At 63.1% G+C, this 13,231-nt stretch carries 11 protein-coding genes; 4 read left to right on the top strand and 7 right to left on the bottom strand.

Annotation, left to right across the window (positions count from 1 at the left end):
* Position 1 precedes the first annotated feature (1 nt).
* On the bottom strand, positions 2 to 1,051 hold the full coding sequence (pilM, locus tag PCE31106_RS11170) for a pilus assembly protein PilM (RefSeq protein WP_150563297.1): 1,050 nt from the start codon (positions 1,049 to 1,051) through the stop codon (positions 2 to 4).
* Positions 1,052 to 1,295: 244 nt separating this feature from the next.
* Between pilM and PCE31106_RS11165 the strand changes: the two genes are divergently transcribed.
* A complete protein-coding gene (locus PCE31106_RS11165) occupies positions 1,296 to 3,737 on the top strand; it encodes a penicillin-binding protein 1A (RefSeq protein ID WP_150563296.1) in 2,442 nt (813 codons plus the stop codon).
* A 95-nt stretch (positions 3,738 to 3,832) separates the two neighbouring features.
* Here the strand turns inward: PCE31106_RS11165 and cyaY are convergent, their stop codons facing one another.
* Positions 3,833 to 4,153, bottom strand: coding sequence for an iron donor protein CyaY (cyaY, locus tag PCE31106_RS11160; protein ID WP_017235772.1), 321 nt, complete (start codon positions 4,151 to 4,153; stop codon positions 3,833 to 3,835).
* A gap of 57 nt (positions 4,154 to 4,210) precedes the next feature.
* Here cyaY and lptM point away from each other — a divergent pair, with 57 nt between their 5' ends.
* Together lptM and lysA are read left to right on the top strand one after the other, a co-directional pair.
* Positions 4,211 to 4,438, top strand: a complete 228-nt coding sequence (gene lptM / locus PCE31106_RS24535; protein ID WP_085982717.1) for an LPS translocon maturation chaperone LptM — start codon at positions 4,211 to 4,213, stop codon at positions 4,436 to 4,438.
* Positions 4,439 to 4,526: 88 nt separating this feature from the next.
* Complete coding sequence (lysA, locus tag PCE31106_RS11155; protein ID WP_150563295.1) at positions 4,527 to 5,795, top strand: diaminopimelate decarboxylase; 1,269 nt, start codon at positions 4,527 to 4,529, stop codon at positions 5,793 to 5,795.
* Here the strand turns inward: lysA and msrQ are convergent.
* The 5 genes from msrQ to PCE31106_RS11130 form a co-directional block, all read right to left on the bottom strand.
* Positions 5,723 to 6,523, bottom strand: a complete 801-nt coding sequence (msrQ, locus tag PCE31106_RS11150; RefSeq protein WP_174975112.1) for a protein-methionine-sulfoxide reductase heme-binding subunit MsrQ — start codon at positions 6,521 to 6,523, stop codon at positions 5,723 to 5,725. The two genes, lysA and msrQ, sit on opposite strands and share 73 nt — an antisense overlap.
* Positions 6,524 to 6,550: 27 nt before the next feature.
* Entirely contained in the window at positions 6,551 to 7,549 is a 999-nt protein-coding gene (gene msrP / locus PCE31106_RS11145) for a protein-methionine-sulfoxide reductase catalytic subunit MsrP (RefSeq protein WP_150563294.1), read from the bottom strand.
* Positions 7,550 to 7,753: 204 nt separating this feature from the next.
* Positions 7,754 to 8,938 carry a c-type cytochrome biogenesis protein CcsB gene (ccsB, locus tag PCE31106_RS11140; RefSeq protein WP_150563293.1) on the bottom strand — a complete coding sequence of 395 codons (1,185 nt, stop codon included), beginning with the start codon at positions 8,936 to 8,938 and terminating at the stop codon, positions 7,754 to 7,756.
* A gap of 11 nt (positions 8,939 to 8,949) precedes the next feature.
* Positions 8,950 to 11,085, bottom strand: a complete 2,136-nt coding sequence (locus PCE31106_RS11135; protein ID WP_254440984.1) for a cytochrome c biogenesis protein ResB — start codon at positions 11,083 to 11,085, stop codon at positions 8,950 to 8,952.
* A gap of 167 nt (positions 11,086 to 11,252) precedes the next feature.
* A complete protein-coding gene (locus PCE31106_RS11130; protein ID WP_026132329.1) occupies positions 11,253 to 11,909 on the bottom strand; it encodes a c-type cytochrome in 657 nt (218 codons plus the stop codon).
* A gap of 298 nt (positions 11,910 to 12,207) precedes the next feature.
* Here PCE31106_RS11130 and yihA point away from each other — a divergent pair, with 298 nt between their 5' ends.
* A complete protein-coding gene (gene yihA / locus PCE31106_RS11125; protein WP_150563292.1) occupies positions 12,208 to 12,876 on the top strand; it encodes a ribosome biogenesis GTP-binding protein YihA/YsxC in 669 nt (222 codons plus the stop codon).
* Positions 12,877 to 13,231: the final 355 nt, after the last annotated feature.

Raw genomic sequence — 13,231 nt, 5'->3', positions numbered from 1 at the left:
TTCATTCGCATGTCACGCCCCTCATCGACATGGCACGCAACGCCAGTCCGCATGGCACGGCAAGCGCAGTCCGCTGCGCGAAAGTCTGGCGTCGTGGCCCGGGCGGGCGCGACGATTCGAATCGTCTCAGCGGATCGAATGGCCGCACAGGGATACCGCAGGCCGCGCCGAGCGCGTCGCAGATCGCCACGAGTTCCCCAGGACTCGCGCCTTGCGTCGCGATGTGCATGACGCCTACGGCGACGGGCAGCTTGCCCGACAACTCGCGCACCACGCTTGCCAACGCGTCTGGATGGCCGCCGATACCGTCGAAACGTTCTCTGACGTCGGCCACGCAGGTGTGTCCATCAAAGACCGATAGATCGAGGTGATGCGCGTCGATTTGCAGCAACCCCATCGGTGCCCGCGGCGACGCCTGCGCGATGGCTTCGGCACCGACCGGCCATGCCCATCGGAAGGCCCGCCGCCCGGCCTCGTGCGCCGCATCGGTCGCATGCACCCGAAGTCCCGACATTTCGAGCACCGCGACGCGGCTATCGACCAGTTCCGCCTCACAGGCGTACAACCGCAGCCGATAGTTGCCCGGGTCGGCCCACGTCACGCCCACGCGATGGCGCAAGGCGGGATCACCGTCACCGGGCAGCAGCAAGGCGGCACGGCGCTCGCACCATGCTCGCAACGCACGCGGCGGCAAATCCTCCGGACACTCGACGACCTGCGTTTTCAGTCCGTGGGCGGGCAGTGCCAGTACGAGGGTGTCGTCGCGCAGATCCTGCGCATGGGTGCCGAGTCGCTCCAGCAGCTCCTCCAGCCGACGCGCGGCGGCCTCCGGCTTGACAACCGATGCGCCGCGCAATATGTCGTCCTCGAGCACGGCAGTCCCGCAGGCGTCCAGACGCAACTGCGCGGGTCCGGCCACCCGGGTCAGGCGAACGAAATGCATGCCGCCAGCGTCGAAATGAATACCGCAACCGCCGCCCCCGGCACGCGGCAACGCCGCCGCCAGTTGGCTGCCCATGTGGCGCACACCGCGCAGAACTGCTTCGATCATGACATCCTCCCGTCTCTCACCCAGTCGATGTCATCGATGCTATCCAGCGCGACGCAGCAGCCCAATCGGACCAGTCCGAATCCTCACGGCCGCCGGGCCAACGCGACGCGGTTTAGGAATCCGCGCCGGTACTTTCTCGTCCGACTCCTATACCCCATAGGCCAGAACTCCGATTTCGGGGGGCTGCGGCGAGAGGCGTCGAGTCGTTCGTTATAATCGGTTCATTGATTTTTCCGGTTCCCCCATGGCAAGCACACCCCAAACCGAGACACCCCGCGACAAGCGCCCACCCACGCCGCGCCGCTCTCTCTGGCTGCGTATTACGCTGTGGTTCGCTGGCCTGTTCGCCGCGATGGTCGTGTGTGGCGCGCTGCTCGCGGGGTACATCCTGGTGGTGATGACGCCGCAATTGCCGTCGCTCGACACGATCGTGGACTACCGGCCGAAGATTCCGCTGCGCATCTACACCGCCGACGACATCCAGATCGGCGAGTTCGGTGAAGAGCGCCGTAATCTGGTGCGCTTCTCCGATATTCCCGACGTGATGAAGAAGGCCGTCCTCGCCATCGAGGACGACCGCTTCTATCAGCACGGCGGGGTCGACTTCATCGGCATCTTCCGCGCGGGCGTCGCCAACTTCGCGCGTGGTGGATCCGCGCAAGGCGCCAGCACGATCACGATGCAAGTCGCGCGCAACTTCTTCCTCTCAAGCGAAAAGACCTACACGCGCAAGATCTACGAAGCGCTTCTCGCCTACAAGATCGAGTCGCGCCTCACGAAGGATCAGATTCTCGAGCTTTATATGAATCAGATCTATCTCGGCGAACGCGCCTATGGGTTCGCCAGCGCTGCGCGGGTTTATTTCGGCAAGGATCTGAAGGACATCACGCTCGCCGAGGCCGCCATGCTCGCCGGCCTGCCCAAGGCCCCTTCGGCCTATAACCCGATCGTCAATTACAAGCGCGCCCGCATCCGCCAGGAGTACATCCTCAAGCGCATGTACGACCTTGGGTACGTCTCGAAGTCCGAATACGACCAGGCCATCGCGCAGGAACTGGTGGTACGCGGGCTGGGCAGCGAGTTCAGCGTTCATGCCGGGTACGTGGCCGAAATGGTTCGCCAGCTGCTCTACGCGCAGTTCAAGGACGAGATCTACACGCGCGGCTTGAACGTCTACACAACGATCAATTCGGCCGATCAGGAAGCTGCCTACGAAGCGCTGCGCGCCGGCGTCATGGCCTACGAGTTACGTCATGGCTATCGCGGGCCCGAAGCCAATATCGACCTTCCAAACGACCAGGACGAGCGCGAACAACTGATCGACGACACGCTGGTCGAGCATCCGGACAGCGGCGATATGGTCGCCGCCGTCGTGCTCTCGTCATCGCCGCAGCAGGTCAAAGCCGTGCTCCTGAACGGTGACGACGTGACCGTGACCGGCGAGGGCCTGCGCTTCGCGGCGGCGGGATTGAGCGCGAAGGCCCAGCCGAAGCAGAAGATTCGCCCGGGCTCGGTGATCCGTGTGACCCAGGATGCGAAGCACAACTGGCGGATTGTGCAGATGCCGGACATCGAAGCGGCATTCGTGTCGCTCGACCCGCAGAATGGCGCGATTCGTTCGCTCGTCGGCGGCTTCGACTTCAGCCGAAACAAGTTCAACCACGTCACGCAAGCCTGGCGTCAGCCGGGCTCCAGCTTCAAGCCGTTCATTTACTCGGCGGCGCTCGAAAAAGGCTTCGCACCGGCAACGATCATCAACGACGCACCGCTGTACTTCTCGGCGGCGCAGACAGGCGGGCAGCCGTGGGAGCCGAAGAACTACGGCGGCGGCTTCGATGGGCCGATGCCGATGCGCGTCGCGCTGATGCGCTCGCGCAACCTCGTGTCGATTCGTATCCTGCAGAGCATTACCCCGGGCTACGCACAAAAATTCATTGGACGCTTCGGCTTCGAGGCGGACAAGCATCCTGCCTATCTGCCGATGGCGCTGGGCGCGGGGATGGTCACGCCACTGCAAATGGCGAGCGCCTACGCCGTGTTTGCCAATGGCGGCTTCCGCGTAAATCCGTTCATTGTGGCGCGCATCACCGATTCGAAGGGCAATGTGATCATGGAGGAAAAGCCGTCCACTGCGGGCGACGAATCGATCCGGGCCATTTCGGCGCGCAACGCGTTCATTATGGATTCGATGTTGCACGACGTTGCGACGCGCGGCACGGCCGCCAAGACCAATGTGCTCAAACGCAGTGATCTGGCAGGCAAGACGGGAACGACAAACGACTCGCACGACGCCTGGTTTGCCGGCTTTCAGTCGCAGTTGGTTGGCGTTGCCTGGATCGGCTTCGACCAGCCACGCAATCTGGGGGACCGCGAAACCGGGGGCGGTCTGGCGCTGCCGATCTGGATCGACTACATGGCCAAAGCCTTGCGTGGTGTGCCGGAATCGACACGTGCGGTACCACCGGGGATCATTCAGGCGAATGGCGATTACTACTTCGACGACTATCCGCCGGGACGCGCGGTGAGTACCGTCGGCCTGAGCGCCGATACCGTGCCGGACGGCTCGGCGGGTTTGGGGCCGTCGGCGGGACCGCTGCCCGGTCATATGCCCGCCCAGCCGAGTCCCGCGCCGGTGGACCGTCAGGAGCGTCAGCGCATCCTGGACATGTTCAACAACAAGCCCTGACGGGTCAATGAGCGGCGGCGGAAGGGAAAATCCCCGACCGCCCATGCCGCACGGAGGCGTCGATTAGGGTGCTGGCGCGCGCTGCAGTTTCGCTGTCATTCGGCCTGCAACGTTACCGTTTCGCCCGCCTGTTGTGACGCGAAGCGCGACAGGGCCTCAAACAGTTCGGTACCGTCGCGCGTATCGCGCCATTCGTCGCCCTTGAGACGGTAGTGGTAGCCGCCCGAACGCGCGGCCACCCAGATTTCGCTCATCGGCGTTTGCAGGTTGACGATGATCTTGCTGCCGTCTTCGAATTCGAGCGTCAGGACGTTGCCCGTTCGTTCGCAATCGATATCCACATCGCTGTCCTCGACAGTCGCCTCGACCTGCGCCAACACAGCTTCGGCCAGCGCCAGGAATTCACTTTCCGTCATGCTAAACTCCACGGTTTGCGTCATCGTTTGCATGCCGCACCACGCGGCGATACCCCCATGACTGCACCTATTCGAACCTGCGCGATTGTAGCGTCGATTGCCCTGTTGAGCGTATTGGCCGGTTGCGGTCAGGCCGGGCCACTGTACATTCCCGCCCGCCCGGTGAAACCGACGCCGCCGCCGGGGGCCCCGCTGCCCCCGCCACCGCTCGTGCCCGAACCACAGCGAGGCCCGTCGGTGGACGTGCCGCCGGCCGCGTCGCTTCCGGCGGCGAAGCCGGAATAAGCCACGACCATCCGGAACAAGCCGAATTCAGCCGGCCGGAAGCCATCCGCCTGCGCGGCGTGCCCTAGTTGATTACCGAGTTTTCGCGATGTCCGACGCCATCTTTTCCTACCGCAACGACGTACTCCATGCCGAGGGCGTTGCACTGCCGGCCCTCGCCGAGCGTTTCGGCACGCCGCTGTACGTCTATTCGAAGGCGGCCCTGACAAGCGCCTATCAGGCTTATGCCAAGGCCTGCGAAGGCCGCAATGCCGCCGTGCACTACGCGGCCAAGGCGAACTCGAACCTCGCCGTGCTGGGCGTGTTCGCCAAGCTCGGTGCGGGATTCGACATCGTGTCCGCCGGTGAACTCGCTCGCGTGATCGCGGCGGGCGGCGATCCGAAGCGCGCCGTGTTCTCGGGCGTCGGCAAGCACGCCGACGAAATGCGCTACGCATTGGAAAAGAACGTTTTCTGCTTCAACGTCGAATCGCGTCCCGAACTGGACAGACTCAATGACGTGGCCGGGCAAGCGGGCAAGCGCGCTCGCGTTTCGCTGCGCGTGAACCCGAACGTCGACGCCAAGACGCATCCGTACATTTCCACCGGCCTGCGCGGCAACAAGTTCGGCGTAGCCTACGAAGAAGCCTTCGACGCCTATCGCGCTGCCGCCGCCATGCCGAACCTCGAAGTCGTCGGCATCGACTGCCATATCGGCTCGCAGATCACGGAAATTTCGCCGTATCTCGACGCCACCGACAAGGTGCTCGATCTGGTCGAAAAGCTCGAAGCGGCAGGCATCTCGCTGCACCACATCGACGTGGGCGGCGGCCTGGGCATCACTTATACGGACGAATCGCCCCCCGATATCACCGCGTTCGCCACCACGCTGCTCGATCACATCGCCCAGCGCGGCCACGGGCACCGTCAAGTGCTGTTCGAGCCTGGTCGCTCGCTCGTCGGCAACGCCGGCGTCCTGCTCACGCGCGTGGAGTTCCTCAAGCATGGTGAGACGAAGAACTTCGCCATCGTCGATGCGGCGATGAACGATCTGGCGCGTCCTGCGATGTATGAGGCCTATCACGGCATCGATCCGGTCGAGCGACGTGCCGTCGACGCGGTGATTTACGACGTCGTGGGCCCCGTGTGCGAAAGCGGCGACTGGCTGGGTCGAGACCGCGCCTTGGCGATTGCGCCCGGCGATCTACTCGCCATTCGCTCGGCAGGCGCCTACGGCTTCACAATGAGCTCCAACTACAATACGCGCCCGCGCGCCGCCGAAGTCATGGTCGACGGCAACGAAGCCTACCTCGTTCGCGAACGTGAAACGGTCGAGTCGCTCTTCGCGGGCGAACGACTGCTGCCCGACCACGCCTGAGTCCGCCGTCTGCGAAGCGCCCACCACACACGGGCGCCGAGCAGGCTCGCGACCACGACCGCGTAGATCGCCGGCTGCGCCAGATCGTTCTTGCCCGCTTTCATCCACCAGTAGTGCAGGATTGCCAGCACGGCAATCGCATAGATCAAGCGATGCAGCCGCTGCCAGCGCCGCCCGCCCATGCGTCGCACTATCGCGTGCGGCGACGTCAGCGCCAACGCCACCATCAGCACGAACGCCGCGAACCCCACGGTGATGAAGGGACGCTTGCCCGACACGTCGTGCAGGATGCTCGACCAATCGAACCACTGATCCAGCCAGACATACGTGGCGAAATGCAGCGCGCCGTAGAAGCACGCGAACAGTCCAAGCATGCGACGTAACCTCAGCAGCCAAACCATGCCCGACAAGCGTCGCATCGGCGTGATCGCGAGCGTGACGCAAAGCATGACCAGCGTCCAGGTGCCGGTCGAACGAGTGATGAACTCGACCGGATTGGCGCCCAACCGATCCGTCATGCCATACGCTATCAGTCGCAGCCCCGGCGACAGCGCGAACAGGAACATGACCGCTTTCACCCAGGGCAGCCATTGTTGCCGGTGTTGCGCCGAATGATTAGCCGCGCGCGCATCGGCACCGGCTGACGGCAAACCGTTACCGGGGATGGGCGCCGCCGCCTCGACGGTGGCGCCAGAACCCTCGCACGGATGACGTGGCGTGATGGACATATCGGCAAATCGACGCGGCGCGTCCGTTCAAAAGAATTTTCGCAGATCCATGCCCTGGTACAGGCTGGCCACCTGATCGCCGTAACCATTGAACATCAGCGTCTTGCGCTTGGGCGTGAAAATACCGCCGTCGCCAATGCGACGCTCGGTCGCCTGACTCCAGCGCGGATGATCGACGTTGGGATTCACGTTCGAGTAGAAGCCATACTCGTCCGGCGCCGCGCGATTCCAGCTCGTGAGCGGCATTTTCTCGACGAAGCGAATCGCGACGATCGATTTGGCGCTCTTGAACCCGTACTTCCATGGCACCACCATGCGCACCGGCGCGCCATTCTGGTTTGGCAGCACCTCACCGTACAATCCGAAAGTCAGCAGTGACAGCGGATGCATCGCTTCGTCCATCCGCAGTCCCTCCACATACGGCCAACTCAGCACCGGATACGACAGCCCTGGCATCTGCTTCGGATCGGCAAGCGTCACAAATTCCACATACCTCGCGTTGCCCGTCGGCTGCACTCGGCGGATGAGTTCGGACAGCGAGTAGCCGACCCAGGGGATCACCATCGACCACCCCTCAACGCAGCGATGGCGATAGACACGCTCCTCGAGCGGCGCGAGCTTGAGCAGCGCATCGATGTCGAAGACCTTCGGCTGCCGGACCTCGCCCTCGATCGCGACCTGCCACGGGTGCGGCTTGAGCGTGCTGGCGCGGCGCGACGGATCGGACTTGTCGGTGCCGAACTCGTAGAAGTTGTTGTAGGTGGTGACGTCGTTGATATCGGTCGTCTTGTCGGTGATGACGTAACGCGCGTTGCGCGCAGCCGTCAGTTTCGCCAGTCCGACGCCAGGACTGTCAGCCGCGAAGGCCGACCGCTGCGGCAGCACGCCGAGGGCAGCGCCGCCCAACCCCGTCAACCCGGCACCCGACGCGCGCAGAAAGCGCCGGCGCGCGGTCACCACCTCGCGAGGCGTGATGTCGCTCGCCGGAATATCCGCCCCGCGCAGCCGCGACTGATCTTGACTCATGATGCCCCCTCCTGCCTGGCCTTTCCGGCACCGTTGCCGATTCCGCAAATTTGCGGAATCACCTGTCCATGTCAACGTTGAGACTGGCACCGGGACGGCGTCGTTCCCTCCCTCCCGGTGCGAAAAATCATACGACATGACAAAAAAAGCCGCCGGCACCCGCGTGCGGCGGCTTTCGAGTCGCGCCCGGCGCGACGACGCCCGTCAGAGTTGACCGTAGCTGTGCAGCCCCGAGAGGAACATGTTCACGCCGAGGAATGCGAACGTCGTGATCAGCAGGCCCGTCAACGACCACCAGGCCGCCACCACACCCCGCAATCCCTTCATCAGCCGCATGTGCAGCCACGCCGCGTAGTTCAGCCACACGATCAGCGCCCAGGTCTCCTTCGGATCCCAGCTCCAGTAACCGCCCCATGCGTCGGCCGCCCACAGCGCACCGAGAATCGTGGCGATCGTGAAGAACGCGAAACCGACGGCGATCGCCTTGTACATCAGGTCATCGAGCAGTTCGAGCGACGGCAGGCGCGACGAGAAGAATCCGCTGTCGAGCGGCTTGCCGGCCAGGGCCAGACGCTTGTTTTCGCTCGACTTGAGCAGATACGCCACCGAGACCATCGCCGCAAGCGAGAACGTGCCGTAACCGATGAAATTCGCGGGCACGTGGATCTTCATCCACCAGCTCTGCAACGCCGGCACCAGCGGCTGGATCTCATAGGCACTACGCGCCACGCTGTACCAGAGATTGAAACCGACCGCCGCGCTGATCACGAGCAGCACGAACGGCCCGAGCGCGCGCGTCTCGTAGTGATGTTCGTAGTAAAGGTAGAACAGCGCCGTGATCATGCAGAAGAGGACGAACACTTCGTACAGGTTCGAAATCGGAATATGGCCGACGTCGGCGCCCACGAGATACGATTCGTACCAACGCACCATCATGCCGGTAAAGCCAAGCAGCACGGCGGCCCAGCACAGCGTCGAGCCGACGCTCGCACCGAACGGCGAGCGTGCGATCAAGCCTCCCCAGTAGAAGCTCGTCGCCAGGAAGAACAGCGCACTCATCCACAGGATGGCCGACTGACTCGAAAGGAAATACTTGAGCAGGAAGGCCTGATCGGCGCGCGCCAGATCATGGTGATACAACCCGATGCCCGAAAGGGCGAGAATCGCGATTCCGGCCATCAGCCACCGCACGGACCGCCAATGCCAGCCCAACAGCGCAAAAGCCGGCACGCAGAGCACCAGAATCGTGTGCTCGTAGTAATCCATGTAATGGCCGTAGCGATTCAGAGCAAAGCCCGCCCCGATCGCCAGCGCCAGCGCGAACAGCCAGTCGCCAACGCTGCGGCGGCGCAGCCACGAGACTTCCGAATAGTTTTGCGATAACTCCATCTGTCTCACCCTTATCGTTTTGTGACGATCTCGTCGATCTCCGCCTTCGTACGGGCGAATTCCTTTTCGAAATCCAGTGTGCGGCGCGTGGTCGACACCGCCATCAATACCGAACTGCCGCCATCCGGCGTGTCTTTCAGCCACAGCCACAGACGCCGCTCGCGCACGTAAAACATTGAGAAGATGCCGAGTACCAGCAGCAAGCTGCCAAGATACACGATCTTCTTACCCGGCGAGCGCGTGAGCTGGAAGACGCTCGCCTGAATCTGATCGAACGAATCGAGCTGCAGGAAAACCGGGGCGTCGTACAGAAAATTGTCGGACAGTGCATTGGTTGCCGTATGCACGAAGCGCTCGTTCTCGGGCGTGGGCGTCATGGCCGGCTGCCCGGCCTGGTCTCGCGCGACCTGCCACAATTGCCAGACGGTACCGTCGAGAATACGACGGAACATGTCGGCCGCGCTCGATTGCTGATCCTGAGGAACCTTCTCGTTGACGAACTCCGCAATCGCCTGCAGGCCGCCCTTCGTCTGGCTGGTTTTGCTTGCTGGAATGGCGCCGGCAAACAGATCCAGCTCGCGTTTGGCGCTTTCCTGCAATTGCGCTCGCAATGCCGCCGACGTTTGCGACGGCAGTGATTGAGCAGCAAACCGACGGGCGGCTTCGGCCCGCGCCCCATCGTCCTGAAGCGCGGCGCGCAGCAGCATCCACTGCTTGACGGAGCCGTCAGCGTCCGCCGGGATGCGCAGATACTGGAACGGGCCGTCTGGCGTGTCGCGTACACCGGTCATGAAGACCCGCTCGCCATCGTCCACCAGAATCGGCAGCATATAGTTGCGGTACTCCTTCGCCTGCCCGCTGCGGTCGCGCACCTTGTACTGTACCGACGGCCCGACGTTGCGCAGATCCTTGCCCACGTCGGGGCGAGCCCCCGAGCCCAGTCGCGCGTTCAGATCGTCGCGCAATGTTTTGCGCGCCACGCCGCGCACGTCGCGCTCGCCGGCGCCATTGCTGATGTTCTCGACGTTGATCGCGCGGAAATCGCTGAACTCGACGGTGTATTCATCCTGGCCCGCGACGCCGCTGCGCAGTTGCGTCGAGCCGCCCACGTTCCCCGAAAATGCGAACGTCCGGTCGGACACGCCGTGCATGGGATACCCGGTCAACTTCAGCTTGCTGCCGCCGTCCTCAAAGCTCGACTGGTAGATCGCGACGCCCTTGTAGATGAACGGCTCGTTGACCTTCACTGTCGCGTTCATCGACTTGCCGGTCTCCGGGTCGGTGACCACGATATCGCTCGCGAACAACTTGGGCATGCCGGTCGAGTAGTAATCGACGTGAAATTTCTTCAGTTCGACAGAGAATGGCAGGTCCTGCACGACCGAGCCGTCCTGGAAATTCAGAATCGCCGTGTTCGATTTGCCGCCCTCCGGCACGAACGCGTAGCCGCGAAACGCCGGGTTGTTCGGCGAGAGACGGTGTGTCTCGGGAATCTGGGCAATTACAGCGTTGCCCTGCAACGGCGACTTGCCGAACAGCACCATCTGGAGACGAATGAGCAGATCGCTGTCGACCAGCCCGCCCAGGCAAATGATCACGATCGCACTGTGCGCGAAGATGTAGCCGACTTTGTTGATCGCGCCGGTCTTGGCCGCAACAAGCGTCGCGCCATCGCGCTCGCGCACGACGAAACGATAACTACGACGTCCGAGATAGCCCGTGAGACGCGACACGAGTTCGGTGCGCGACGCCGGGCCGGTGTATTCGGCCTTATGGCCGAAGGCACGCAGACTGCCCTCGCGCACGTGATCTCGCCAGCTCCGAATGTCCGCGATCATCTTTGGCGCATTGCGCACGATACACAGCGTCGTCGACGCCATGAGGAAGAAAAGGATCAGCAGGAACCACCACGCGCTGTACACGGTGTACAGACCGAGCGAGCGGAAGATACCGGCCCAGAACGGACCGAACTGATTGACGTAGTTGGGGTACGGGTCGCCCTGCTTGAGCACGGTGCCAACGATGCTGGCAATCGCAAGCACGCTCAGCAGGCTGATGGCGAAACGCATCGAGCTGACCAGCTCGACGCCGTCGCGCACCCATCGCTGCGCGCCCTTGATCTGCATTCCGGAGGTACTGAGGCTCATCCTGTTTCCGACAACAAAAAAGGGCGGGGACGCGTGTCTTACGCGCCCGCCACCCTGTGTATGCTAAACCAGTTCGACCCGGTCGCCCTGCGGCGCCGCGGCTGGTTTCGCTATAAGTCAGCGAATATACCCTGACGTTCACATGATGTCAGGGCAGGGCCTGCCGATCAGCGCAAACCGGCGATGTAATCCGCGACTGCCTTGATTTCCTTGTCCGACAACCGCGACGCGACCGTATGCATCGGCGCGTTGTTTTTGCGAACCTCGTCGCGGAACGCCACCAACTGGGCGGCGGTGTATTCCGCCCACTGGCCTGACAGCCGAGGGTATTGCGATGGCATGCCGGCGCCTGTTGGGCCGTGGCATGAGGCGCAGGCGGGAACGCCCTTTTCGGCCAGGCCGCCGCGGTAAATCTTCTGGCCCAGCGGCACGGTGTCCTTGTCGCGCGCGGCACCCGGTTTCATGGTCTGCGAGGCGAAATAGGCGGAGACATTGCGCATGTCCTGATCGGACAGTGCGGCGACCATGCCGGCCATGATGGCGTTATTACGCACCGGCGTTTTGCCGGGCTGGGCCTTGAATTCGGTGAGTTGCTTGTAGAGATATTCGGCGTGCTGACCGGCAAGCTTCGGATACGCGCCGCCGGCGCTGTTGCCGTCTGCCGCATGGCAGGCGGCACAAACCTGACTGGCAATGGCCTGTCCCCGGTTCAGGTCGGGTTTGGCGGGCGCCTGCGCCTCGGCGGCTTGTCCAGCACCGCTCAGAAGAAAGCACGCCAGTGCCAACGGTGTTGCAGCGAGAGACTTCCACACTCCTCGGTTCATTCGCACACCTTATATCTGTTTTGTCGGGAAATCGGTCGTTCGAACTCACCGTCCGGCGCCGCGTTTCTCCTCCAACCTCACGGCGCGCGAGACGTTCGGACAAGCCTTGGTCAGGCCAAGGTTAACTTTCATATTGTACAATAAAGTCTTTCCCCGACTTTAGGGGATTTCCATGTAGAAGGCCGCAGAACGGGGCTTCCCGAGCCATCGCCGGGGGGCATCAGACCCACCGTCTTGCGTGCCCTGCGTCCGCGTTGCAGCCCGACTCCCGTCGCTGCGGCGCTCCTCGGTCTCCGTCATGTCCCTACTTCATCAAGCCCGCTTCTTCACGACCGTCAATCATCTGCGCGACCTGCCGCCCACGGCCGTGCCCGAGGTCGCCTTCGCGGGCCGCTCGAACGCGGGCAAGTCCAGCGCGCTCAACATCCTGTGCAACCAGAAGCGGCTGGCCTTCTCGAGCAAGACGCCGGGACGCACGCAGCACATCAACTACTTCGAGATCGCCCACCTTGATAAGCTGTACGGCTATCTCGTCGATTTGCCCGGCTATGGCTACGCCGAGGTCGGCGGTGGCGTGAAGGTGCACTGGCAGCAGCTCCTCGGCGATTATCTGGTGCAACGGCCACAACTGCGCGGCCTCGTCCTTCTGATGGACTCGCGCCGCCCGTTCACCGAACTCGATTGCAAGTTGATCGAATGGTTCAAGACCACGGGCCGCCCGATCCATGTGCTGCTGACCAAGGTGGACAAGCTCACACGTCAGGAAGCGACGGTCGTACTGCGTGACACACAAAAGCGCCTGGCTGCGCTGCCCCGCACCGACGGCCTGCCTGCCGACGATCCTGCCACGGCGCCGCAATTCACGGCGCAACTGTTCTCGTCGCTCAAGCGCACCGGCGTCGACGCTGCGCAGCGCGTGCTCGAAGACTGGCTCGCCATTCCGCCGCGCGACGCCGCCACGAAGTAAGTTGGCATCAAGCGGCGGGGGAAGCGGGAAGCCAGCGCGACAGATTGTCGCGGCGAGCCGCGTGGCTGCCGATGGATTGGGCGTGATAGGGATGCGCGCAACGGTCAGCGCAGCGTGCCCTAGGCCGAACGGATGAGCTCCCTCGAATCCGTTGGAAAGCAGGGCTGTCGGGGGATCCGACAAGACGATTCGCGCGCCCATAAAAAAACCGCCGTGTAGGCACGGCGGGTTTAAATGAGCCTTATCGTAGAACGACAGGCGCCCGCTCAGGGAGGAGAAGCGGGGGACGTCACACGCAGTGCGAACATCCGGTTGGTATGATATACCATGCGTTCGAAAGTTTCCCGCCGAGCGC

This window comes from Pandoraea cepalis, assembly GCF_902459665.1.
Lineage (GTDB): Bacteria > Pseudomonadota > Gammaproteobacteria > Burkholderiales > Burkholderiaceae > Pandoraea > Pandoraea cepalis.
This window is presented reverse-complemented; position numbering and strand designations above follow the sequence as displayed.

What these genes read in the sequence shown, in the direction of transcription:
- ccsB (WP_150563293.1), bottom strand. Translation starts at nt 8,938, where the DNA reads ATGGAGTTATCGCAAAACTATTCGGAAGTCTCGTGGCTGCGCCGCCGC.
- msrQ (WP_174975112.1), bottom strand. Translation starts at nt 6,523, where the DNA reads ATGTCCATCACGCCACGTCATCCGTGCGAGGGTTCTGGCGCCACCGTC.
- PCE31106_RS11135 (WP_254440984.1), bottom strand. Translation starts at nt 11,085, where the DNA reads ATGAGCCTCAGTACCTCCGGAATGCAGATCAAGGGCGCGCAGCGATGG.
- cyaY (WP_017235772.1), bottom strand. Translation starts at nt 4,153, where the DNA reads ATGACGGAAAGTGAATTCCTGGCGCTGGCCGAAGCTGTGTTGGCGCAG.
- lysA (WP_150563295.1), top strand. Translation starts at nt 4,527, where the DNA reads ATGTCCGACGCCATCTTTTCCTACCGCAACGACGTACTCCATGCCGAG.
- PCE31106_RS11165 (WP_150563296.1), top strand. Translation starts at nt 1,296, where the DNA reads ATGGCAAGCACACCCCAAACCGAGACACCCCGCGACAAGCGCCCACCC.
- yihA (WP_150563292.1), top strand. Translation starts at nt 12,208, where the DNA reads ATGTCCCTACTTCATCAAGCCCGCTTCTTCACGACCGTCAATCATCTG.
- lptM (WP_085982717.1), top strand. Translation starts at nt 4,211, where the DNA reads ATGACTGCACCTATTCGAACCTGCGCGATTGTAGCGTCGATTGCCCTG.
- pilM (WP_150563297.1), bottom strand. Translation starts at nt 1,051, where the DNA reads ATGATCGAAGCAGTTCTGCGCGGTGTGCGCCACATGGGCAGCCAACTG.
- PCE31106_RS11130 (WP_026132329.1), bottom strand. Translation starts at nt 11,909, where the DNA reads ATGAACCGAGGAGTGTGGAAGTCTCTCGCTGCAACACCGTTGGCACTG.
- msrP (WP_150563294.1), bottom strand. Translation starts at nt 7,549, where the DNA reads ATGAGTCAAGATCAGTCGCGGCTGCGCGGGGCGGATATTCCGGCGAGC.